Genomic DNA, 23,201 nt, shown 5'->3' with positions numbered 1-23,201 from the left:
TGGCGGCGTTCCGGGCCGCCCGGGGCGCGGCGGCACCCGGGCCCGCCCCGGCCGTCCGGCGGCGTCCCCGGCTGACCACCGGCGTGGTGGCCTGGATCGCCGGACTGGCCGCCACCGCCACCGCCGGGGTGGCCTTCGCCGCCGTGACCCTCGACCGTCCCGCCGAGCGGGCACCCGGACCCGTCCCGTCCGTCACCGGGACCGGATCGGCCCCGCCGTCCCCGCACCGGTCCGAGCCGTCCCGGCAGAGCCCGTCGCGACGGCCCGGCGGCACCGCGCCCGGCGGTGGCCCCTCGGTGCCCCCCGCGCCGCCCGGTCCGGGTGGGCCGGCGAACGCCGGCAAGCTGGTCGGGCAGTGCCGGGCGTACCTGGCCAAGCCGCCCCCGCAGCGGGCGAAGGCGTTGACCAAGCCGGGCTACGCCGACCTGGTGGCCGCCGCGGGCGGGGCCGACCGGGTGGAGGCGTACTGCCGCACCCTGGTCCCGCAGCGATCGCCCTCCGGTCCGCCCGGCGGCACCGGCGGGCCACCCGCCGCCACCGGCGGTCCGGCCGGCCCCGGTGGTGGGCACGGCCGTAAGAACTAGTCGAAAAGGCTTCACAATTATTTCTTCCCGTCGGGTCTGCGGGATCGGTCCCTGAGACAGAAGATGGAGGACGGGCCGGCCCACGGCGGCCCTGCCCACCGGCCGGCATGGCCGGACCCTGCGTCGGGAGGGGGACCTTCTCGTGGTGACGTCGCCGGGGCTTGACCGGTCGACCGTGCTCGGCGAGGTTGCCGGGGCGGCCGGGCACCTGGCCCGCATCTGCTTCAAGACCGGGCCACCCACCCTCACCGGCGTCGAACTGGAATGGACCGTCCACGACGCCGCCGACCCCGCCCGGCCACTGGACCGGGCGCGGCTACGAGCGGCACTCGGGCCCCACAGCCCACCCACCCTGGACGACACCGGCCCGGCCCGCCCCCTGCGGCACGGCAGCACCGTGACCGTCGAGCCGGGCGGCCAGGTGGAGGTGTCCACCGCGCCGCGATCCTCGGTCGCCGCGCTGGTCTCGGCCACCCAGGCCGACATCGACGAACTTGACGCCCTGCTCGCCCGTGCCGGACTGGTGCGCGGGCGGACCGGCATCGACCCGTGGCGGGCCCCCCGCCCGGTGGTCGACACCCCGCGCTACCGCGCCATGCGCTGCGTCTTCGACCGGCGCGGCCCGGCCGGGCAGACCATGATGTACAGCACCGCCGGCCTCCAGGTCTGCCTCGACGTCGGCCCGGCCGCCGGCCTGGCCGAGCGTTGGGCGGCGGTGCACGCCATCGGCCCACCACTGGTGGCGGCCTTCGCCACCGCCGACCGGCACGCCGGCCGGCCCACCGGCTGGGCGTCCGCCCGGATGGCCGCCTGGCTGGACATCGACCCGGCCCGCACCGGCCCGGTCTGGTCGGCGCAGCACCCGGACCGGGACCCGGTCGCCGCCTGGACGGAGTACGTCCTCGCCGCACCACTGCTCTGCCTGCGCCACGCCGGCCCCGACTGGACACCCCCGCCCGGGGTCACGTTCGCCGACTGGATCGCCGGGGCGCTGCCCGACCCGCCCACCACCGACGACCTGGAATACCACGTCAGCACCCTCTTCCCACCGGTGCGTCCGCGCGGCTACCTGGAGGTCCGCTACCTCGACGCGCAACCCGGCCGGGACTGGACGCTTCCCCTGGCCGTGCTGACCGCGCTGCTGGGCGACGACCGGACGGTGCGGGCGGCCCGCACGATCGCCGCGCCGGTGGCCGACCGCTGGCGCACCGCCGCCCGGCGGGGGCTGGCCGACCCGGCCCTGGCCGGGGCCGCCGTGGCCCTGCTCGACCTGGCCCGGGAGACGCTGCCGACGCTGGACCTGCCGTCCGAGACCCACGACGAGATCGACCGCGGGATCCGCCGACGGATCGCCGCCGCGGAGAGGGGAGACCGGTGACCACCACCGAACAACCGGGCGCGCAGGCCGAGCCGCTGCGCAGCCGGATCGCCGCCGAACTGGCCCGGACCCGGGCCCGTACCGACGCGTTGACCAGCGCGGTCGACGACGACGACCTGGTCCGGCAGCACTCGACGCTGATGTCCCCCCTGGTCTGGGACCTGGCCCACGTGGGCAACCAGGAGGAACTGTGGCTGGTCCGCGACGTCGGCGGGCGGGAGCCGGTGCGGCGGGACATCGACGACCTGTACGACGCGTTCAAACAGCCCCGCAAGGACCGCCCCGCCCTGCCGCTGCTGCCCCCGGCCGAGGCGCGGGCCTACGTGGCGACCGTGCGGGACAAGGTGCACGACCTGCTCGACGGGGTCCGGTTCACCGAGCGGCCGCTGGTCGCCGACGGCTTCGTCTTCGGCATGATCGTGCAGCACGAGCAGCAGCACGACGAGACCATGCTCGCCACCCACCAGCTGCGCTCCGGGCCACCGGTGCTCGACGCGCCCCCGCCCCCCGAGCCCCGGGCCCGGGTCGCCGCCGAGGTGCTGGTGCCGGCGGGGCCGTTCACCATGGGCACCTCGACCGACCCGTGGGCGCTGGACAACGAACGCCCGGCGCACACCGTCGACCTGCCCGCGTACGTCATCGACGCGACGCCGGTCACCAACGGGGCGTACCGGGAGTTCCTCGCCGACGGCGGGTACGACGACCCGCGCTGGTGGAGCGCGGCCGGCTGGCGGCACCGCACCGAGGCCGGGCTGACCGCGCCGATGCACTGGCGACGCGACGGCGACGGCTGGGCGTACCAGCGGTTCGGCCGGTGGGCACCGGTCCGCGACGACGAGCCGGTGGTGCACGTCTGCTGGCACGAGGCGCAGGCGTACGCGCGCTGGGCCGGCAAGCGGCTGCCCACCGAGGCGGAGTGGGAGAAGGCGGCCCGCTGGGACCCGGCGACCGGCCGGTCCCGGCGCTGGCCGTGGGGTGACGACGAGCCGACCGCCGAGCACGCCAACCTGGGGCAGCGGCACCTGTGGCCGGCGCCGGTCGGGGCCTACCCGGCGGGCGCCTCGCCGCTCGGCGTGCACCAGTTGATCGGCGACGTCTGGGAGTGGACGGCGAGCCCCTTCCACGGCCATCCCGGCTTCGCCGTCTTCCCCTACCGGGAGTATTCGGAGGTGTTCTTCGGCGGCGACTACCGGGTGCTGCGCGGTGGCTCGTTCGGCACCGACCGGGCGGCCTGCCGGGGCACCTTCCGCAACTGGGACCACCCGATCCGGCGGCAGATCTTCAGCGGTTTCCGCTGCGCCCGTGACGCCCGGCCCGAGGAGGCCCACGGGTGAGAGGCGGCGTCGCCTGATGTGCCGGCACCTGGCGTACCTCGGCCCCCCGGTGACCCTGCGGTCGCTGCTGTACGACCCGCCGCACTCGCTGGTCCGGCAGTCCTGGGCCCCTCGGGACATGCGCGGCGGCGGCACGGTCAACGCCGACGGCTTCGGCGTCGGCTGGTACCCCGGCGGCGGGGAGGGGCGCGACGCAACCCCCGTGCGGTACCGGCGGGCCGGCCCGATCTGGTCCGACCCGACGCTGCCCGAGCTGGCCGCTGTCACCACCTCCGGCGCGGTGCTGGCGGCGGTGCGCTCCGGCACGGTCGGCATGCCGGTGCAGGAGAGCGCCGCCGCGCCCTTCGCCGAGGGGCGGTGGCTGTTCAGCCACAACGGGGTGGTGCGCGGCTGGCCGGACTCGGTCGTCGGGCCGGCCGGCGGCCTGCCGGTGCGGGACCTGCTCACCCTCGACGCGCCGACCGACTCGGCGCTGCTGTGGGCGCTGGTCCGGCACCGGCTGCGGGCCGGCGCGCCGCCGACCGAGGCGGTCACCGCGACCGTCCGGGAGGTGGCCGCCTCGGCCCCGGGATCACGGCTGAACCTGCTGCTCACCGACGGTGTGTCGGTGGTGGCGAGCGTGTGGGGGCACGCGCTGTCGGTGCGCGCCGACGACGGCACGGCGCTGCTGGCCTCCGAGCCGGTGGACGACGCGCCCGGCTGGCGGGAGGTGCCCGACCGGCGGTGGGTCCGGGCGGGACCGGACGGCGTGCACGTCGGCGAGCTGGATTGACCGGAGGAACAGCACCTTTTCGGTACAGGAGAGGACGACATGAGCGCGGAACCGCTGGAGATCTACCTGGAGGAACGGGACCTCGACCGGGCGCTGCGGTCCGACGTCCGGACCGGGTTGGCCGCCGACCCCAAGTGGCTGCCCCCGAAGTGGTTCTACGACGCCCGGGGCAGCGAGTTGTTCGAGGAGATCACCCGGCTGCCGGAGTACTACCCGACCCGGGCGGAGCGGGCGGTGCTGGCCGTCCGGGCGCCCGACATCGCGGCGGCGACCGGGGCGAAGACGCTGATCGAGCTGGGCTCCGGTTCGTCGGAGAAGACCCGGCTGCTGCTGGACGCGTTCACCCGGCACGGCGGGCTGGGCACCTTCGTGCCGCTGGACGTGTCGGTGAGCGCGCTGCGGCAGTCCACCGCGCAGATCGCCACCGACTATCCGGCGCTGCGGGTACGCGGCATCGTCGGCGACTTCACCCGGCAACTCGACCGGCTGCCGACCGGTGGCCGCCGGTTGGTGGTCTTCCTGGGCGGCACCATCGGCAACCTGGTGCCGGCCGAGCGGGCCGACTTCCTGGCCGCCATGCGCGCCGCCCTGGAGCCGGGCGACCACCTGCTCATCGGCACCGACCTGGTCAAGGACCCGGCGGTGATCGTCCCGGCGTACGACGACGCGGCCGGGGTGACCGCCGAGTTCAACCGCAACGTGCTGCGGGTGATCAACCGGGAGCTTGCCGCCGACTTCGATCCGGACGCGTTCGCCCACGTCGCCCACTGGGACCCGGCGCAGGAGTGGATCGAGATGCGGCTGCGGGCCCGACGCCCGATGCGGGTCCGCGTCGACGCGCTCGACCTGACCGTCGACTTCGCCGCCGACGAGGAGTTGCGTACGGAGGTGTCGGCGAAGTTCCGGCCGGCGGGGATCGGCGCGGAGTTGACGGCGGCCGGGTTCCTGCCGACGGAGTTCTGGACCGACCCGGACGACCTGTTCGGGGTGACCCTGGCCCGCGCGGCCTGACCGACCGCGCCGAGACCGCCGCCTGACCGACCGCGCCGCCGCCTGACCGACCGCGCCGGAACTGCCGCCGGCCGGTCCGCCGGGGCGCGACCGCCGGTGACGACACCGCCGGCCGGTGCGTCGGGGCGTCGACGGGCACCCTCCGGGGTGACGTGGCGCACCCGGCGCACCGGCCGGTCGGGCCGGTCGGTTAGGCTGGCGGCGCGAAGGGGAGTAGCCCCCAATGTCGTGGTCGACACACTGGTGCGTTCCGCACCCGGCCACGCGGCCCCACCAGCGGTGGGGCGGGCGAGACCTTCGACTCAGGCTGTCACACAGCCGGGTCGAGGTCGCCCCGTCACCTCCTCCCGGCCTGATCGGGAAGGTTCCTCATGGACGGTTTCCTCGTCGCGCTGGTCGTCAGCTTCGGCGTCATCTTCGTCGCCGAGCTGGGTGACAAGTCCCAGCTCATGGCGCTCACGTTCGCCACCCGGTTCAAGACGGTCCCGGTGCTGATCGGCATCACCGTCGCCACCGCGATCGTGCACCTGGCCTCGGTGGCGATCGGGGTCGGCCTGAACGCGGCCCTGCCCACCGGGTGGATCTCGCTGGTCGCCGGCCTGGCGTTCCTCGGCTTCGGCGCCTGGACGCTGCGCGGGGACAAACTCACCGAGGAGGAGAAGCGCAAGGCGGAGAAGACCGGCAAGTCCGCCATCGTCGCCGTCGGTGTCGCGTTCTTCCTGGCCGAGCTGGGCGACAAGACGATGCTCGCCACCATCACCCTGGCCACCAAGTACGGCTGGTTCGGCACCTGGCTCGGCTCGACGCTGGGCATGGTGGCCGCCGACGCCCTGGCGATCCTGGTCGGCCGGCTGCTCGGCCGGCACCTGCCGGAGCGGACCATCCGGTACGGCGCGGCGGTGCTCTTCGCCATCTGCGGCCTGTGGCTGATCCTGGAGGCGGTGCGGGAGCTGTCCTGACCTCCGACTAGCCGGGGTGCGGGCGGGTAACGCCACCCGGTGAGGGTGGACGAGCTGCTGCGCCACGGCGACGCGGTCGTGGTGGGGGTCGTGGAGACCATCGGCGCGACCGTCATCGTCGTCGGCGCGCTCTGGGCGGCGCTGCGGATCGTGGTCGAGGGGCTGCGGCACCGTAGCGCCGCCGTGTTCACCCCGATCCGGCTCTCCCTCGGCCGGTTCCTCACCCTCGGCCTGGAGTTCCAGCTGGCGGCGGACATCCTGCGGACCGCGGTGTCGCCGACCTTCGCCCAGCTCGGTCAGCTGGCCGCGATCGCCACCATCCGGACCGCGCTGAACGTCGTGCTGCGCCGGGAGATCGCCCAGGAGAAGCGGCAGGTGGCCGCCGGCCCGGACGCCGGTGACGGGGCGCGCCCCGACCCGCAGCCGGCCCCGGGCGGCGGCGGGAACCCCGGATGACCGACCTCGCGGTGCTGCTCGCCACCGTGGTGAGCGCGCTGGCCCTCGGTGTCGGCGGGGTGGTGCTGCTGACCGTCGGGTCCTGGCGGACGGCCCTGCGGGTCCTGCTCGACCTGCTGGTCGCGGCGGGCCTGCTGCGGCTGGCCGGCGGACCGGGGTGGCCGGCGCTGGCGTCGGCGGTCGCGGTCGTCGTGCTGCGCCGGATGCTGTGGTCCGGCCTCAACCCGGCGTCGCCCGCCGCGCCGCCGACTACCGACCCCCCGGCGTGGGTAAGCCGAGCACATCCCCACCGGGGGCAGCAGCACCTCCCCACCGGGGGCGGCAGGGCACGAACCGGATGTGACGGAAGGATTCCCCTATGAGCCGGCACGACGAGCCGAACGAGTACGGCTTCGCGGGCGGGGCCACCGCCCCGCAGCCCCCGCCGGGTGGCCGCTCCGACGAGCAGGACCGGGCCGAGGCGGTCGCGGTGCCGGGCGATGACCTGACCGGGTCGGTCACCGAGGCGCTGGAGGAGACCGAACCGGACGGGCGGGACGAGGCCGCCCGGCGTCACCGCTGACCGGTGACCACCGTCCGCCCGGCGGCTGCCGGGGACACCGGGCGGACGGTGGTGGGGTCAGCGTGGTGACGGCAGGGTGGACAACCGGGCGGTGCCGTCGACCGGGCCGAGGTGGTCGTCGCAGCACGCCGCCAACCGTTTGACCAGTTCCTCCGGGTCGCCGTACGGGTCGAGCCCGGCCAGTTCGGCGGGGTCCAGCGCGGGGACCCGGACGTGGGAGATGAGCGGGTGCAGCGGCCGGCTGTCGATCTCGTCGACGCCGAACAGGTCCTCGTGCAGCTTCTCCCCGGGGCGCAGGCCGGTGTAGACGATCTCCGGGGGCTGGGCCGCCTCGGCCGCCAGCCGCTGGGCCACCTCGGCGATGCGTACCGGCTCGCCCATGTCCAGCACCAGCGCCTCCCCGCCCCGGCCGACGACGGCGGCCTGGAGCACCAGGTGCACCGCCTCCTGCACGGTCATGAAGTACCGGGTCACGTCCGGGTGGGTCACGGTGATCGGCAGCCCGGCCCGGACCTGGGCCTGGAAGGCGGTGAGCACCGAACCCCGGCTGCTGAGCACGTTGCCGAAGCGGACGCTGAGGAACGCCCCGCCGTACCGGTCGGCGTAGTGCGCCGTCAGCCGCTCGGTGATCCGCTTGGAGTAGCCCAGGACGCTGATCGGGTTGGCCGCCTTGTCGGTGGAGATGTTCACGAACTCGGCGACGTCGCGGCACGCCTCCAGCACGTTCAGCGTGCCCTGGACGTTGGTCTTGACCGCCTCGCCCGGGTGCCGCTGCAACAGGGTGAGGTGTTTGAGGGCGGCGGCGTGGAAGACGATGTCGGGCCGCCGTTCGGCGATGATCCGGGCGATCCCGTCGGCGTCGCGGAGGTCGGCGAGGATCAGCTCCGGCCCGTCCAGCAGCGCCCGGCCGTGCAGGGACATCTGGAGCGCGTGCAGCGCCGACTCGTCCCGGTCGAGCATCATCAGCTCGCCGGGGTCGCAGCGGGCGATCTGCCGGCACAGCTCGGAGCCGATCGAGCCACCCGCCCCGGTGACCAGGACCCGGCGTCCGGCGAGCCCGTTGCGCTCCACGGGCAGGTCGGCGACCCGCTGGGCCCGCCCGAGAAGGTCGGTGAGTTGCAGGTCGCGGACGGCGTGCGCGGTGACCGGGCGGTCCAGCAGCTCGCGTACGGGCGGCAGCACCTTGAACGCGGCGCCGGCCTGGAGGGTGCGGCTGCGTACGTCACGCATCAGTTCGGCGTCCGAGCCGTTGATCGAGAAGATCACCGTGCCGGCCCGGGTGCTGCGGACGGCCTGGATCAGTTGCTCCCGGCCGCCGAGCACCCGTAGCCCGGCCACCCGCAGCCCCTGCCGCTCGGGGTCGTCGTCGAGCAGCCCCACCGGCAGGTATCCGCTGGTGGGGTCGCCGAGCAGTACCCGGACGAGGCGTTCGCTGGCCGCGTCGACCCCGTAGATCAGGGTCCGGTCGGCCGAGCGGGCCGGTCGGGCGTCGCGGTCGCGCCGCCACCGGTAGGTGACCCGGCCGGCCCCCATCAGCAGCAACGCCACGGCGGCGCCGAGGATCGGCACGCTGGCCGGGACGGGTCGTTCGGCCATCGGCAGCAGGGCGGCCAGCGCCACGGCGGCGGCCAGCGCCACGGTGCCGCCCAGGTCACGCGCCTCGCCGACGCTGCCCACCGGGTGCCGGCCCCGGGCGGTGAACCGGACCTGTTCGAGCGCCGCGTGGATCACCGCGCACACCCCGGCGGCGCCGAGGGCGAGGGCGCACTGCCGGGGGGTGATGCCGAACTCGTACCGGGCCCAGGAGGCGACCAGGAAACCCGCGCACCAGGAGGCGGTGTCGAGCGTTAGCAAGGACAGGGCCTTCGCGCGTCGCGTGACCCAGTCGCGTCGCTGGCTGGGGTCGTCGTCGGGCTGGGGGTCTACGTGATTCATTGGCGTCCTCTGCGTTTTGTTCCGTGATTGCGAGGATTCGGCACTGGCAAGCGGTTTGCATCGTATACGTTGTTTTTGCCACTTAAGGGGCTACTCGCAGCGTTTAGACACTCTCATGCGCTTATAGGAACCTAGGGAGACTTCGTGCTTTTTCACCAGCTGGCCGTTCCGCCGGAACGGAGGGCGTGATGGACGTCCGCACCTGCCTGCGCCTGGTCCGCCGACACTGGTGGATCGTCCTGGTCACGCTGATGCTGACGGTCGGCTCGGCGGCGCTGGTCACGGTCCGCACGGCGCCCCGTTACGTGGCCTCGGTGACCTTCTTCGTCACCGCCCCCAACCAGGGCGTGAGCAACGCCTACCAGGGCGAACTCTTCCTCCAGCAGCGTGTGAAGTCCTATGCCGACCTGCTGCGCAGCGACCGCCTGGCGCAGGCCGTGGTCGCCGACTCCGGCCTCGGCCTCACCGCCGACGACATCCAGCACCGGGTCGCCACCTCGACCGAGCCGGGCACCGTGCTGCTGCAGGCCAGCGTCACCGACACCGACCAGACCCGGGCGATGAAGGTCACCGAGGCCCTGTCGGCCAAGTTCGTCGAGCTGGTCAAGAAGATCGAGACCACGTCGGACGGCAAGGCCGGACCGACCCGGATCGAGGTGGTGGGCGGCCCCCGGGTCAGCGCCAGCCCGGTCTCCCCGCAGCCCAACCGCAACCTCGCCCTCGGCGTCCTGGTCGGGCTCCTGCTCGGCGTGGCGCTCGCCGTGCTGCGCGGCATGGTCGACGTGCGGCTGCGTGACGCCGCCGGCCTGCAACGGGCCACCGGCAGTCCGCTGCTCGGCGACATCCCGTTCGACCAGGGGGCCAAGGCGGCACCGCTGATCGTCGGCGAGGCGGCGACGTCGGCCCGGGCGGAGGCGGTCCGCAAGCTGCGGACCAACCTGCGCTTCGTGGACGTGCACGAGCCGGCCCGGGTGATCGCGGTGACCAGCGCGTTGCAGGGGGAGGGGAAGACCACCCTGTCCTGCAACCTGGCGATCGCGCTGGCCGAGGCGGGCTGGCGGGTGCTGCTGGTCGACGCCGACCTGCGCCGCCCCAAGGTCGCCGACTACCTCGGGGTCGACGGCGGCGTCGGGCTCACCGACGTGCTCGTCGGCGACGTCCAGGTCGGTGACGTGGTGCAGCGTTGGGGCGACAAGTCCCTGCTGGTGCTGCCCAGCGGCTCGACCCCGCCGAACCCGAGCGAGCTGCTGGGGTCCAAGGCGATGGCCGACCTGCTCCTCGCGCTGCGCGAGTCCGCCGACATCGTGGTGATCGACACCGCGCCGCTGCTGGCCGTCACCGACGGCGTGGTGGTGGCCGTGCAGGCCGACGGCGCGTTGCTCGTCACCCAGCAGGGGCGTACCTCACGCGCCCAGGCCGCCGCGGCGGCCCGGTCCCTGCACTCCGTGTCGGTGCGGCTGCTCGGGTGTGTGCTCAACATGGCCAAGGTGGCCCGCGCGGACGCCTACCAGTATGAGGCGTACCGGATCGCCACCACTTCGGGGACGTCGGTGCCGGCCGACCGGGCCACCGCCGCCCACCGCGACGAGGGGCTGCACCCCGTCGGCGACCGGACGCAGGAACTCACCCGGCTGCCGCGATGAGTGCCGCCGCCGGGCCGCCTGCGGGCGGGGCGGCGACGGCGGCCCGCGGACCCCGCGTGCCGGGGGCGGCGGTCCGCCGTCGCCCCCCGGCCCGGGACCGCGCCGGCCGGCCACCCGCCGACGGTACGCAGGGGGGAGCGCGGCGATGAGGGTCGGAATCCTGTCGTACCACTTCCCGCCGGAACCGGCCTTCATCCCCGGCAGCCTCGCCGAGGAGCTGGCCCGGCGCGGGCACGAGGTGCGGGTGCTGACCGGCTTCCCGGACTATCCCGGCGGCCACGTCTATCCCGGGTGGCGGCAGCGCTGGCGGCACCTGACCCACAGCGAGCGGCTAACGGTGCGGCGGGTGCCCCGCTACGCCGGCGGCGACGCCTCGCCCACCGCCCGGATGGCCGGCTATCTCTCCTTCGCCGGCAGCGCGGCGCTCGCCGGGCGGCGTTACCTGGCCGGCGTCGACGTGCTGTACGTCTTTCAGTTCCCCGCGACCAGCTTCGCCGTCGCCGGGCTGCTGCGGCTGCTCGGCCGGGTGCCCACCGTGCTGCACGTGCAGGATCTCTGGACGGGGGAGGTCGCGGCCGGACCGCAGCGACCCGGGCGGATCACCACCACCATGGGCCGGGTGCTGCGGGCGGCCGACGCGGTCGCGGTCACCGCCCCCTCGATGCGGGACCTGGTGCTCGCCGACGGCGTCGCCGGGGACCGGGTGCGCACCGTGCCCAACTGGACCGACGAGCGGATCTTCCAGCCGGTGCGCGCCGGCCGGGCCGCCCGGGCGCTGGTCCGTGGGGACGCGCGCTGCGTCGTCATGCACGCCGGCACGATCGGCGAACGGCAGGGCCTGGAGACGGCGGTCCGGGCGGCCGCGGCGCTCCCCGACCGGATGGATCTGGTGCTGGTCGGCTCCGGGGCGCAGGAGCGGCGGGTCCGGGGGCTGGCCACCGAACTCGGGGCCGGCAACGTGCGGTTCCTCGACCGGCGGTCGCCGTGGGAGATGCCCGAGCTGTACGCCGCCGCCGACTACCAGCTGGTGACCCTGCGGGATCTGCCGGAGCTGAACGGGACGGTGCCGAGCAAGGTGCAGTCCGCGCTGGCCTGTGCCGCCCCGCTGGTGGCCTCGGCCGGGGGCGACACGGCGGCGCTGGTGGAGCGGGCCCGCGCCGGGCTGTCCTGCCCGCCCGGGGACTGGGCCGCGCTGGCCGACCGGTTCTGGCTGGCCAGCACGATCCCACCGTCCGCGCGGGCGGAGATGGGGCGGCGGGGGCGGGAGACCTACCTGCGGGAGATGTCGCTGCGGGCCGGGGTGGACCGGATCGAGTCGCTGCTGCGGGACGTGGCGTCCCCCCGGGTGCCCGCCGGGCGACCCTCGGCACGGTGATCTAACTACGAAAATTCGGTAACAGCATGACAGCAGTGCTTATCGTGCTACAAAGCTCATGAATGGTCATATCGCCCGAAAGTGAGAGCGGAGCAACGGGTGGCGGAGAGCGGTAGGTCGCGCAGCGGCCGACGGAGACTGCGGCGACGGACCCGGCGGCGGGTCCGCCGGGCCCTGCTGGTCTGCCTGGTCGTCGGGTCGGTGCTGCTCGGTGCCGCCGGCTGGGTCGGGTTCCGGGGCTGGCAGGCGCGGGCCCACCTGGTCAACGCGGCCGGGCTCGCCCGGGAGCTGAGCACCCAGGTGCTCGGCGGTGACCTCGACCGGGCCCAGCGCACGCTGGCGGCGTTGCAGGAGCAGGCCGGGGCGGCCCGGACCGCCACCGGGGACCCCGGCTGGCGGCTCGCCCGGCACGCCCCGTACGCCGGGGACGACGTGGCGGCCGTCCGGACCATCGCGGTGGCCATCGACGACCTGGCCCGGGAGGCGTTTCCGGCGCTGCTGCGTACCGACCTGACCACGTTGGTGCCGACCGAGGGACGGTTGGACCTGGCCCGGCTGCGGGCCGCCTCGGCGGACCTGACCGCCGCCGACGCCGCCGTACGCAGGTCCCGGGCCGGCCTCGACGCGGTACCCGCCGAGGACCTGGTCAGCCAGCTCGGCACGGCGCTGACCGGGCTGCGGGCCGAGATCGACCGGCTGGCCGGGCTGACCGGAGCGGCGGACCGGGGCGCCCGGGTGCTGCCCGCCCTGCTCGGCGCGGACGGGCCGCGCAGTTACCTGCTGCTCTCGCAGAACCTCGCCGAGCTACGCGCCACCGGCGGCATGTTCGGCGCGTACGCGGTGATCCACGCCGACGACGGGCGGATCCGGATGCGCGAGCAGGGCACGAGCGCCCAGTTCGGCCGGTTCACCCCCGCGCTGCGGGTGGACGACGAGGTGCGTCGGCTCTACACCGACCTGCCGGGCATCTACCCGGCCGACGTCAACCTGAGCCCGAACTTCCCCGCCGCGGCGAAGCTCTACCGGGAGATGTACCGGCGGCACAGCGGGGTGACCGTCGACGGGGTGCTGACCGTCGACCCGGTGATGCTGTCCTACCTGCTCCAGGCGACCGGCCCGGTGCAGGTGCCCGGCGACGCCACCCTGGTCAGCAACCAGGTGGTGCGCACCCTGCTCAGCGACGCCTACCAGGGCCGCGACGACACCGGGCAGGACGCCTTCTTCGCCGCCTCGGCTTCCGCCGTGTTCGACGCCTTCCTCACGAAGAAGGTCAACCCAAGAGTGCTTTTGTCGGCTTTAGACCGCTCCATCACGGAAAGGCGGATACTGTTCTGGAGTGCCCGATCCACGGAACAGCGGACGTTCGCCGACACCCGGCTCGCCGGTGCGCTCCCCGAACAGGAGAGCACCCCGACCGTCGGGGTCTTCCTCAACGACGGCAGCGGCGCGAAGCTCGGCTACTACCTACGGCCGACGGCCACCCTCACCGCCGGTGACTGTGCCGACGAGGGACGACGGCAGCTCAAGCTGCGCTTCACCCTGCACTCCTCGGCCCCCGACTCGGGTCTCACCAAGTCCGTGCTCGGCCTCGGCATGGCCGGCGACCCGTACACGGCCCGGACCCTGATCTCCATCTACAGCCCGGCGGGCGGCACGGTGCTCAGCGCCCGGGTCGACGGAAAACCGACCCCGCTGGGCAGCGGGATCGAACGTCGCCGGCAGGTGGTCATCGCCACCGTCGACGTCGCTCCCGGGGCCACCCGGACCCTCGACGTGGACCTGCTGACCGGCAGGAACACCACCGGCACCCCCGAACTGTGGCACACACCGACCGCCACCCCATGGACCACCCAAGTAGTTCCCGCACCTAGCTGCAACCAGTAGGAGGAGACCATCATGCGGCTATCCCGCATTCTCATGGCGCTGACGGTCGGTCTGGCCATCGTGGCCGTGCCGACCGCCGCGGGGGCTGCTCAGCCGCAGCCACCCGCCACCACCAGCACCCCGCAGCCGCCACCGGACTATCCACCGACCACGCCGTCGTTGACGGCCAACCCGACGACCATCTTCCTCGGCGAGACGGTGGTGCTCACCGGTACCGGCTTCGGGCCGAACGAGATCGTCGACATCGACGTCACCGTGGCCCCCCTCGCCGCGGCCGTTCCGGGGCAGGCGCCGGCCCGGCGCAGCGACGGCACCACCGTCGCGATGGTGAAGGTCGACTATTCGCAGCCGCAGCCCGCGCCGCGGCACTTCACGGCGCAGACCGACGCGAACGGCAACTTCACCGTGAGCTACCGGCCGAGCGACATCGGGCGGATCACCTTCACGGCGACCGGGCGCACCTCGGGCCGTACGGCCAGCACGACGATCACGGTGCTGCCGAAGAAGAAGCCGCACCCGCACCTGCCGGTGACCGGTGACAACCTGAGCACGCCGCTGAAGGTCGGCGGCGGGCTGGTCGGCGCCGGTGTGGTGCTGATGCTCACCGCGTTCGGCTGGCGGCGTCGCCACCGGTTCGGCATGACCCGCTGACCCGGAACCACTGCGGTACCCGGTGCCCGTCGGACCTTCCGGTCCGGCGGGCACCGACCGTCCCGGGTACGCCGCCGACCGCCCCCGGGCACGGGCCGTCACCCCCGTCCGGTTCACTGGACGGGTGGACGAGGTGATCTGGAACGCGGCCCGTGCCGCCCGTGCCTGGCTGGACGCCGCCAACGGCACCGACCAGACCGAGCTGACCTGCCGCATCCTCAAGCTCGGCGAGGAGGTCGGTGAGGCGGCCGGCGCGTGGATCGGCGCGCTCGGCCAGAATCCCCGCAAGGGGGTCACCCACAGCCGTGAGGAGGTGGCCGCCGAGTTGGCCGACGTGGTCTTCACCGCCCTGGTCGCCATCGAGAGCCTGGGCCTGGACGCCCGGTCGGTGGTGGCCGCCTGCGCCGCGAAGGTCGAGTCCCGGATCACCCCCTGACGACCCGGCCGGCCCGGATGGGCGGATGTCCCCCCGGGGTCGGTGCGCCGGTTGTCCGGTGTCGTCCGGTCCGTCCCCGGTCGCCGTGACCGGCGGCACTCCCGGGCCGGAATCCCGGCCCCGCCCCCGGCGTTACACCCTCCGTACGACCGCAGCAGCACCCCCGGCCCGCCGACCTCGGCGGAATGCCCGGCCAGCGCCGGTCGTTACACCCCCGGCGCACACGACCGCACCCGACCCCGCCCGGCCCGCCGGCCGGGGAATGACCCCGGGACCCCGGTCGTTACACCTGACCCCGGCCCGAGCGGCTACCGCACCCCCGCGCCAGCCCCGACCGGGACAGTCCCTTCCCCTTGTCTTCGTGAGCGCCCCGACGTGGTGCCCACGCCCCCGCCACCCCGTCCCCCGGGACAGGCAGGGGCGTCTACCCCCGAAGGAGCAACCATGACCACGATCCTGCGTAAGAGCGTCCTCGGTATCGCCGGCCTCGCCGTCGCCGGAGGCATCGCCGCCGGCCCGCTCAACCACGACACCACCACCGTCGACACCCGGCCCGTGGCCGTGGTGCAGGCCGACAAGCCGGCCGTCGACAAGGGCAAGCTGATCCCGCACGGTGTGCAGGGTGAGCAGTCGCGCATCGACCTCAACGACGAGCAGACCGCCAATGCCAAGGCGATCATCGCCGCGACGAAGAAGGCCGGCATGGACGAACGCGCCGCCGTCGTGTCCATCGCGACCAGCCTGCAGGAGTCGAAGCTGGAGAACCTGGGTCACCTGGGTGACCGTAACGACCACGACTCGCAGGGCCTGTTCCAGCAGCGCCCGTCCAGCGGTTGGGGCACGGTGGAGCAGATCACCGACCCCGAGTACGCCACGATGGCGTTCCTCAAGGGCCTCAAGCAGGTCGACGGCTGGCAGGACATGCCCCTGACCAAGGCCGCCCAGACGGTGCAGGTGTCGGCGTACCCCGACCACTACGCCCAGTGGGAGACCCAGGCCGCCGACCTCGTCGCCCAGCACTGGAACAGCTGACCCGTACGACATGATGGCCGGCACCCCGGGCGGGGGTGCCGGCCATCGACGTACGTGGCGGGGGTCACGGCCGGGTGGGGAAGGAGCGGGCGGGGTGCCGCGTTGAGCAGGGTGTCGGTGTGTCCGGTGTCCCCGGGCCTCACCTGAAATAGCCGTCGCGGAGTTCCGTTCGGCTGGAGCCGCGTCGCGCCACGCGCCGAGAGGCGACCCGCACACCGACGACGCGCCGCCCCCGACCCGACCGGTCGGGGGCGGCGCGCTGTGTGCGGAGCGGGCAGAATCACGGGATGGACTGGTCCAGTTCGGTCGGTGTGGTCACCCTGCCCAGCGGCGCGACCGTACGCGGGCGGCGGGTGGCCGACCCGGTTTCCCCGGCCGACTTCGCCCTGATCCTGGCGCCCGGCCCGACGCCGGCCTGGGCGCACCGGCGTATCCGGTGGCCCGACTTCTGGGTGCCGACCGACCGCGCCGACGCCCTGGACGCCTTCCGTGAGGCGCTGCGCCGCGCCCACGCCGGCGACCGGGTCGAGGCGGCCTGCCGGGGCGGGATCGGCCGGACCGGCACCACCCTCGCCGCCCTGGCGATCCTCGACGGGGTGCCGGCCCGTGACGCCGTCCGGTGGGTCCGCGAGCGCTACCACCCGAAGGCCGTCGAGACCCCCTGGCAGCGCGCCTGGCTGCGGCGGCTCCCCAGCCACTGACCGTGCGCCCGCCCGCGCCGACCCGGCCCGCCGACGGCGGGCCACCGGCGGGGCGGGAGAGCGGCCCCGCTCAGCGTGGGGCGACGTACTCGCGCAGGTGCCGGGCGGTGAGGGTGTCACCGTGGGCGACCAGGTCGGCGGGGGTGCCGGTGAAGACGATCCGGCCGCCGTCGTGGCCGGCACCGGGGCCCAGGTCGACGATCCAGTCCGCGTGCGCCATCACCGCCTGGTGGTGCTCGATGACGATCACCGTGTTGCCGGCGTCGACCAGCCGGTCCAGTAGGGCGAGCAACTGGTCCACGTCGGCCAGGTGCAGGCCGGTGGTCGGCTCGTCCAGGACGTAGGTGGCGGCCTTCTCCGCCATGTGCACGGCCAGCTTGAGCCGTTGGCGTTCCCCGCCGGACAGGGTGGTCAGCGGCTGCCCCAGGGTCAGGTAGCCGAGGCCCACCTCGGTCAGCCGGTCCAGCACCACCCGGGCCGGGCCGGACGGGAAGAACTCCCGGGCCTCGGTCACCGACATGCCGAGCACCTCGCTGATGTTCCGGCCGCGCAACGTGTACGCCAGCACCTCGGGGGTGTACCGCCGCCCCTCGCACGCCTCGCAGACGCTGGCGACGGCCGCCATCGTCGCCAGGTCGGTGTAGACCAGCCCGATCCCCTTGCAGGTCGGGCAGGCACCCTCGGAGTTGGCGCTGAACAGCGCGGCCTTCACCCCGTTGGCGCGGGCGAACGCGGTGCGGATCGGGTCGAGCAGACCCGTCCAGGTCGCCGGGTTGCTGCGCCGGGAACCCCGGATGGGGGACTGGTCGACCACCACGACGCCGTCGCGGCGGGGCAGCGACCCGTGGATCAGTGAACTCTTGCCCGAGCCGGCCACACCGGTGACCACGGTGAGCACCCCCAGCGGCAGGTCGACGTCGACGTCGCGCAGGTTGTGCAGGTCGGCCCCCCGGATCGCCAGGTGGCCGGTGGGCCGACGGAACGCCGTGCGCAGGGTCGCCCGGTGGTCGAGGTGCCGGCCGGTCAGGGTGTCGGAGCGGCGCAACCCGGCCACGTCGCCGGTGTAGCAGATCCGCCCGCCGGCCGAACCCGCGCCCGGACCCAGGTCGACGACGTGGTCGGCGATGGCGATCGTCTCCGGCTTGTGCTCGACGACCAGCACCGTGTTGCCCTTGTCGCGCAGCCGCAGCAACAGGCCGTTCATCCGGGCGATGTCGTGCGGGTGCAGCCCCACCGTCGGCTCGTCGAAGACGTACGTCACGTCGGAGAGGCTGGACCCGAGGTGGCGGACCATCTTCACCCGCTGCGCCTCGCCACCGGACAGGGTGCCGGACTCCCGGTCCAGGCTGAGATAGCCCAGGCCGATCTCCACCATCGAGTCCAGGGTGTCGCGCAGGTCGGCGACCAGCGGGGCCACCGACGGCGCGTCGATCCCGCCGACGAACTCCGCCAGGTCACTGATCTGCATGGCCGCGCACTCGGCGATGTTCCGGCCGGCGATCGTCGAGGACAGCGCCGCCGCGTTGAGCCGGGCCCCGCCGCAGGCGGCGCAGGTGGCGAAGGCGACCGCCCGGTCCACGAAGGCCCGGATATGCGGCTGCATGGACTCCCGGTCCTTGGCCAGGTAGAGCCGGCGGACCTTCACCGCCAGCCCCTCGTACGTCCAGCTGTTGGCGCCGACCTTGATCTTCGTGGCCGGCTTGTGCAGGAAGTCCGCCCACTGCTGCGGGGTGAAGTCCTGGAGCTTGACGTCCGGGTCGAACAGGCCGGACCCGACGATCGTCTGCCAGTACCACGAGTCGACGGCGAAGTTCGGCACCAGGATCGCCCCGTCGTTGAGCGAGCGTTCCACGTCCACCATGGCCGACACGTCGAGGTCGGAGACCCGGCCCAGCCCCTCGCAGGTCGGGCACATGCCCTCGGCGAGGTTGAAGCTGAACGCCCCGGCCCCGCCGACGTGCGGCTCGCCGAGCCGGCTGAACAGGATCCGCAGCAGCGCGTACGCGTCGGTCGCGGTGCCGACGGTGGAGCGGGAGTTCGCCCCCATCCGCTCCTGGTCGACCACGATCGCCGGGGTCAGGTTCCGCAGCGAGTCGACGTCGGGGCGGGACAGGTTCGGCATGAACGACTGGAGGAAGGCACTGTAGGTCTCGTTGATCAGGCGGCGGGACTCGGCGGCGACGGTGCCGAACACCAGGGAGGACTTCCCCGAGCCGGAGACCCCGGTGAAGACGGTGAGTCGTCGCTTGGGTATGTCGACGGAGACGCCGGTGAGGTTGTTCTCCCGGGCCCCCCGTACCTCGATCACGTCGTGGTGGTCGGCGGCGGACTGCGCTCGTTGCTCCATACCTTCGATTTTCTCATTCGTGCTCCTATAGAGACTTTCTGCGCAGTTGACGCGTTGCTCGCCGGGCTATGCGGAGAGAAGTCTCAAACCACGTGACAACCACTAGGGTGGGCGGGAACGCGCGAGCGGTGGGGGAGGGGTCCGGGTGGCGGGGGAGCGACGGTGGCGGCTGGTCGACGTCGCGGCCAGCGCCGGCATCTCCACCCAGCAGGTGCGCAACTATCTGGCCGACGGGGTGCTGCCGCCGACCGACCGCACCCCGAGCGGCTACCGGATCTTCACCGACCGCCACGTCCGGGCCCTGGCGGTGGCCCGTCGGATGGCCGAGGGGCACGGCTGGGCCCGTACCCGGGAGGTGCTGGCGGCCGTGCACCGGGGTGAGCTGCCGGCGGCGCTCGCCGCGCTCGACGCCGGGCACGCCGAGTTGGACCGCGAGCGGGCCGAGATCGCCCGGGTGCTGGGCGCGTTCGCGACGGTGCTGGGCAGCCGGCCGGCGGCCGTGCCCCGCCGGGACGCCCGGATCGGCGAGGTGGCGGCCCAGGTGGGCGTGCGGACCTCGCAGCTGCGCCTGTGGGAGCAGCGCGGCCTGCTCCGCCCGCACCGGCAGCGGGGCACCGGCTACCGGGTGTACGACGTGGCCGAGGGGCGGGCGGCGCAGGTGGTGGCGCTGCTGCGCCGGGGCGGCTACCCGTTCGAGATCATCACGGCGGTGCTCGACGAGCTGCGCAGCACCGGCCGCCCGGACCGGGTCCGGGCCGAACTCGCCCGGCGGGAGCAGGAGCTGAACCGGCGCAGCCTGCGCCGGCTGCGGGCCTCCGCCGCCCTCCACGACTACCTGGACGGGGCCGGCACCTGACCCGGGGCGGCCCTCGGGGGTCGCGCCCGCCCGACTGCCGGGGCCGTGCACAGCCGGACGGCCCGGCGGATCATCCGCCGGGCCGTCGGTGCTCAACGGGTCAGTTCAGCCCGCAGGCGGCGAAGTTGTCGAGGTTGGGGCGTTGTGCGCCGACGCGGTTGAAGGCGATCTCGATGCGGTCGAGGGCGGCCTGGCGCTTGTCCTTCAGGGGGCCGAGGATGGCGTTGTTGATGAAGTTGGCGCCGCCCTGGGGGTTGGCGGCCTGCTGGGCGAGGCGGGCGTTGGCTTCGTTGATCTGCTTGTCGAGGTTGGCCAGTTCGGCCTGGACGTTCGCGGCGGCCTGGGCGGGTACGGCGGGCAGCTGCGGCGTCGGGCAGTTCACCGTCCGGGCGGCACCGGCGTTCCCGTTGCCCGCGTTGCCGTTGCCCGCGTTGCCGTTGCCCGCGTTGCCGTTCCCCGCGCCCGCGTTCCCGTTGCCGGCGTTGCCCGCACCCGCGCCGTTGAGCCCGCAGGCGGCGAAGTTGTCGAGGTTGGGGCGTTGTGCGCCGACGCGGTTGAAGGCGATTTCGATGCGGTCGAGGGCGGCCTGGCGCTTGTCCTTCAGGGGGCCGAGGATGGCGTTGTTGATGAAGTTGGCGCCGCCCTGGGGGTTGGCGGCCTGCTGGGCGAGGCGGGCGTTGGCTTCGTTGATCTGCTTGTCGAGGTTGGCCAGTTCGGCCTGGACGTTCGCGGCGGCCTGGGCGGGTACGGCGGGCAGCTGCGGCGTCGGGCAGTTCACCGTCTGAGCGGCGGCCGTGGTGTTGTTCCCGCCGGTGGCGGCGTTGCCGGCCTTGACGGAGCTGTTCAGCGCGCTGGCCACACCCGGGGCGTTCAGGCCGCAGGTGGCCAGGGCGTCCAGGTTGGGCCGCTGGGCACCGGCCCGGTTGAAGTTGATCTCGATGCGGTCCAGCACCGCGACCCGCTTGCTCTTCAACGGGCCGAGGATGGCGTTGTTGATGAAGTTCGCCCCGCCCTGCGGGTTGGCCGCCTGCTTCGCCAACCGCTCGTTCTGCCGGGCGATCTCCTCGTCCAGGTTGGCCAGTTCCCGCTCCACGCCGGCCGCGGCCGACGCGGGGATCGCCGGCAGCTTGTCCCGTACCGTCGGGCAGTTGACGGTCTGCGCGGCGGTGCTACCGGTGTTCTCACCGGCGGAGGCGAGTTGCAGACCGCCGCCCAGGAGCAGCACCGCCAGGGCGCCCACTCCGCCGAGCTTGAGGACGGCATTCTTCCGCATTGGCCTGGCCATGTACCTCTCCTCTGATCTCCGGCGGGTCGCGACGGCATCGCGTCCGGTGGCCCGACGGTGGCTGGGGTCAAGGCGGACCGGGTGTCCGACGCCCGGCATTGGCGTCCGCCCCGATCCGTCCTTGCGGCGATGGATACGGGGACCGGTCAGAGATCGTTCAAGAATTCCGGTGAGCTTCCGGTCGCCCTCCGTGGTCGACAAAGAAACCCCAGCTCAGAGGAGGTGGGAGCGATCCCGGCGGTGTGCTGGAGGGCCGGTTTTGACTACTGTGCGCCACGGTATCGTCATGGAAGGTCATGATCGGGGTGCCCGTCGGGCCGCCCGCGCCCCCTGGGGAACCCGGTTCCCGCCTCGGTAGGGTGCCTCACCATGAGAGCCCGGGTCCTGGCCGCCGGCGTCGCGGCCGTACTCCTCACCGGCGTGCCGGCCATCCCCGCCGCCGCGGGCGGTGCGGCCCGCGCCGGGTCGGCCGCCGCCGCCGTGCCCTGCCCGAAGCTGCCGACGCCGAAGGTGACCCGACCGCCCCGGCCCACGCCGCCCCCGGCCGTGCCCGAGCAGCAGCGGGTGGGCGGCGAGGCGCTGGCCACCCCCGGGCTGACCGTGCCGCCCGGGACGCCCGCGCCGCCGCCGGTCACCGCGACCTCCTGGCTCGTCGCCGACCTGGACACCGGGGCGGTGCTCGGCGGCTGCGGCCCGCACGAGTACGGCACCCCGGCCAGCGTGCAGAAGCTGCTGCTGGCCGCCACCATGCTGCCGAAGCTGAACCCGAAGCAGGTGGTCACGGTGACCCGCCCCGACCTGGACATCGAGCCGGGCAGTTCCGCCGTCGGCCTGCTCGACCGCGGTCGCTACCCGGTCGAGACCGTCTGGCTCGGCCTGCTGCTCCAGTCCGGCAACGACGCGGCGAACCTGCTGGCCCGCCTGGGCGCGGGCAGCGCCGCCGCCGGGGTCCGCGAGATGAACGCCGAGGCCCGCCGGCTCGGTGCGTGGCAGACCCACGCGGTGACCCCGTCCGGGCTGGACGGGCCGGGTCAGTTCACCAGCGCGTACGACCTGGCGCTGATCGCCCGGGTCTGCTTCGCCGACCCCACCTTCCGCCGGTACGCGTTGACCGAACGCACCCAGATCCCGGCCCAGCCGGCGCTGCGCAAACCCGGCTTCCAGATCCAGAACGAGAACCAGCTCATCTACCGGTACCCGGGGGCGCTGGGCGGGAAGACCGGCTTCACCGACCTGGCCCGGCACACCTACGTCGGTGCCGCCGAGCGCGGTGGGCGACGACTCGTGGTGACCCTGCTCGGGGCGGAGGCCCGCCCGGTACGCGGCTGGGAGCAGGGGGCGCGGCTGCTCGACTGGGGCTTCGCCCTGCCCCGGGACGCCTCGGTGGGGCGGCTGGTCGAGCCCGGTGAGCTGACCGCCGCCAGCCCGTCGGCTCCGCCGTCCACCCCGGTGGCCGCCGCGCCGGCCGCCTCCCGGCCGACGCCCGGCGCGCCGCAATGGCTCGGCGGGGCGGTGGTCGGCGGGGCGGTGGTCGGCCTGCTGGCCGTCCTGCTCGCGATCGGCCGTCGGCGGCGCTCCCGCCGCCGGGTCCGGCGGCGGGTCGCCTGGGACTGACGGCGATCCACCCCGCCCGTGACCGCCGCCGCCGGGCACCTGCGCCCGGCGGCGACGGTCACCTGCGTCGGGATCGGCCGGCGTCGACAACCGGTGGCAGCCTCCATAGACTCCGGTCGTTCCGGTACCCGCCGTCTCTCCGGTACCACGAGTCCAGGAGGACCATCAGTGTCGAGTGAACCCCGACCGTCCGCCGCCGGGTCGCGCCCCCACGGCCGGCTGGCCCGCCTCGCCGGGGCGGCCCTGGCCTCGGCCGCGCTGGTCGTCGCCGGTGGCACCGCCGCCGTCGCCGCGCCCGCCGACGGGCCGACCGCCGCCCGGACCACGAAGGGGCCGTGCGCGTACACGTCCACGCCCGACGAACCGCCGGCTCGGCCGGTGCCGCT

21 protein-coding genes and 1 pseudogene are annotated in these 23,201 nt (G+C 74.1%); 19 read left to right on the top strand and 3 right to left on the bottom strand.

All coding sequences use genetic code 11. The annotated features are described in order from the left end of the window. The 9 genes from H1A17_RS27785 to H1A17_RS27745 form a co-directional block, all read left to right on the top strand. On the top strand, positions 1 to 584 hold a 584-nt coding region (locus tag H1A17_RS27785), incomplete at its 5' end, for a hypothetical protein (protein WP_194823260.1). Between the two features lie 142 nt (positions 585 to 726). Further along, positions 727 to 1,962: an ergothioneine biosynthesis glutamate--cysteine ligase EgtA gene (gene egtA, locus H1A17_RS27780; protein WP_145919849.1), complete on the top strand. Its 1,236-nt coding sequence runs from the start codon at positions 727 to 729 to the stop codon at positions 1,960 to 1,962. Next, positions 1,959 to 3,296, top strand: coding sequence for an ergothioneine biosynthesis protein EgtB (egtB, locus tag H1A17_RS27775; protein WP_145919850.1), 1,338 nt, complete (start codon positions 1,959 to 1,961; stop codon positions 3,294 to 3,296). Before egtA ends, egtB begins: the two co-directional genes overlap by 4 nt. Positions 3,297 to 3,312: 16 nt before the next feature. Then, the gene (egtC, locus tag H1A17_RS27770; protein ID WP_145919851.1) at positions 3,313 to 4,068 is read left to right on the top strand and encodes an ergothioneine biosynthesis protein EgtC; all 756 of its coding nucleotides are present in this window, start codon (positions 3,313 to 3,315) and stop codon (positions 4,066 to 4,068) included. A gap of 39 nt (positions 4,069 to 4,107) precedes the next feature. Next, positions 4,108 to 5,079: an L-histidine N(alpha)-methyltransferase gene (gene egtD / locus H1A17_RS27765; RefSeq protein ID WP_145919852.1), complete on the top strand. Its 972-nt coding sequence runs from the start codon at positions 4,108 to 4,110 to the stop codon at positions 5,077 to 5,079. A 371-nt stretch (positions 5,080 to 5,450) separates the two neighbouring features. After that, entirely contained in the window at positions 5,451 to 6,038 is a 588-nt protein-coding gene (locus H1A17_RS27760) for a TMEM165/GDT1 family protein (RefSeq protein ID WP_145919853.1), read from the top strand. A gap of 39 nt (positions 6,039 to 6,077) precedes the next feature. Next, entirely contained in the window at positions 6,078 to 6,494 is a 417-nt protein-coding gene (locus H1A17_RS27755; RefSeq protein ID WP_145919854.1) for a DUF1622 domain-containing protein, read from the top strand. Then, entirely contained in the window at positions 6,491 to 6,856 is a 366-nt protein-coding gene (locus H1A17_RS27750; RefSeq protein WP_145919855.1) for a hypothetical protein, read from the top strand. Before H1A17_RS27755 ends, H1A17_RS27750 begins: the two co-directional genes overlap by 4 nt. After that, on the top strand, positions 6,853 to 7,056 hold the full coding sequence (locus H1A17_RS27745; RefSeq protein WP_145919856.1) for a hypothetical protein: 204 nt from the start codon (positions 6,853 to 6,855) through the stop codon (positions 7,054 to 7,056). Before H1A17_RS27750 ends, H1A17_RS27745 begins: the two co-directional genes overlap by 4 nt. Before the next feature lie 57 nt (positions 7,057 to 7,113). Here the strand turns inward: H1A17_RS27745 and H1A17_RS27740 are convergent, their stop codons facing one another. After that, positions 7,114 to 8,991, bottom strand: a complete 1,878-nt coding sequence (locus H1A17_RS27740; RefSeq protein ID WP_145919857.1) for a nucleoside-diphosphate sugar epimerase/dehydratase — start codon at positions 8,989 to 8,991, stop codon at positions 7,114 to 7,116. 188 nt (positions 8,992 to 9,179) lie between these two features. Between H1A17_RS27740 and H1A17_RS27735 the strand changes: the two genes are divergently transcribed. The 7 genes from H1A17_RS27735 to H1A17_RS27705 all read left to right on the top strand — a co-directional run bounded on the left by H1A17_RS27735 (position 9,180) and on the right by H1A17_RS27705 (position 16,713). Further along, positions 9,180 to 10,634 (top strand): polysaccharide biosynthesis tyrosine autokinase, encoded by a 1,455-nt coding sequence (locus H1A17_RS27735; RefSeq protein WP_145919858.1) that lies wholly within the window; start codon positions 9,180 to 9,182, stop codon positions 10,632 to 10,634. Positions 10,635 to 10,779: 145 nt separating this feature from the next. Further along, positions 10,780 to 12,009, top strand: coding sequence for a glycosyltransferase family 4 protein (locus tag H1A17_RS27730; RefSeq protein ID WP_145919859.1), 1,230 nt, complete (start codon positions 10,780 to 10,782; stop codon positions 12,007 to 12,009). A gap of 81 nt (positions 12,010 to 12,090) precedes the next feature. Continuing rightward, the gene (locus H1A17_RS27725) at positions 12,091 to 13,893 is read left to right on the top strand and encodes a DUF4012 domain-containing protein (protein WP_309236891.1); all 1,803 of its coding nucleotides are present in this window, start codon (positions 12,091 to 12,093) and stop codon (positions 13,891 to 13,893) included. A gap of 12 nt (positions 13,894 to 13,905) precedes the next feature. Further along, a complete protein-coding gene (locus tag H1A17_RS27720) occupies positions 13,906 to 14,544 on the top strand; it encodes a hypothetical protein (protein WP_145919860.1) in 639 nt (212 codons plus the stop codon). Between the two features lie 124 nt (positions 14,545 to 14,668). Further along, positions 14,669 to 14,980, top strand: coding sequence for a MazG-like family protein (locus H1A17_RS27715; RefSeq protein ID WP_145919861.1), 312 nt, complete (start codon positions 14,669 to 14,671; stop codon positions 14,978 to 14,980). Between the two features lie 444 nt (positions 14,981 to 15,424). After that, complete coding sequence (locus H1A17_RS27710) at positions 15,425 to 16,012, top strand: hypothetical protein (protein ID WP_194823259.1); 588 nt, start codon at positions 15,425 to 15,427, stop codon at positions 16,010 to 16,012. 287 nt (positions 16,013 to 16,299) lie between these two features. Beyond that, a complete protein-coding gene (locus H1A17_RS27705) occupies positions 16,300 to 16,713 on the top strand; it encodes a protein-tyrosine phosphatase family protein (RefSeq protein ID WP_145919863.1) in 414 nt (137 codons plus the stop codon). Positions 16,714 to 16,783: 70 nt separating this feature from the next. Here H1A17_RS27705 and H1A17_RS27700 read toward each other — a convergent pair whose 3' ends face one another. Further along, complete coding sequence (locus H1A17_RS27700) at positions 16,784 to 19,060, bottom strand: excinuclease ABC subunit UvrA (RefSeq protein WP_194823258.1); 2,277 nt, start codon at positions 19,058 to 19,060, stop codon at positions 16,784 to 16,786. A gap of 145 nt (positions 19,061 to 19,205) precedes the next feature. Between H1A17_RS27700 and H1A17_RS27695 the strand changes: the two genes are divergently transcribed. Beyond that, entirely contained in the window at positions 19,206 to 19,916 is a 711-nt protein-coding gene (locus H1A17_RS27695) for a MerR family transcriptional regulator (RefSeq protein WP_145919865.1), read from the top strand. 100 nt (positions 19,917 to 20,016) lie between these two features. Here H1A17_RS27695 and H1A17_RS27690 read toward each other — a convergent pair whose 3' ends face one another. After that, complete coding sequence (locus H1A17_RS27690; protein WP_194823257.1) at positions 20,017 to 21,201, bottom strand: hypothetical protein; 1,185 nt, start codon at positions 21,199 to 21,201, stop codon at positions 20,017 to 20,019. A gap of 369 nt (positions 21,202 to 21,570) precedes the next feature. Between H1A17_RS27690 and H1A17_RS27685 the strand changes: the two genes are divergently transcribed. Both H1A17_RS27685 and H1A17_RS27680 read left to right on the top strand, forming a co-directional pair. Continuing rightward, entirely contained in the window at positions 21,571 to 22,815 is a 1,245-nt protein-coding gene (locus tag H1A17_RS27685; protein WP_194823256.1) for a D-alanyl-D-alanine carboxypeptidase family protein, read from the top strand. Positions 22,816 to 22,983: 168 nt separating this feature from the next. Further along, positions 22,984 to 23,201 (top strand): annotated as a pseudogene (locus tag H1A17_RS27680) (peptidylprolyl isomerase); the annotation flags it as partial.

Source organism: Micromonospora sp. S-DT3-3-22 (genome assembly GCF_015354745.1).
Classification (GTDB): domain Bacteria; phylum Actinomycetota; class Actinomycetes; order Mycobacteriales; family Micromonosporaceae; genus Micromonospora; species Micromonospora wenchangensis.
This window is presented reverse-complemented; position numbering and strand designations above follow the sequence as displayed.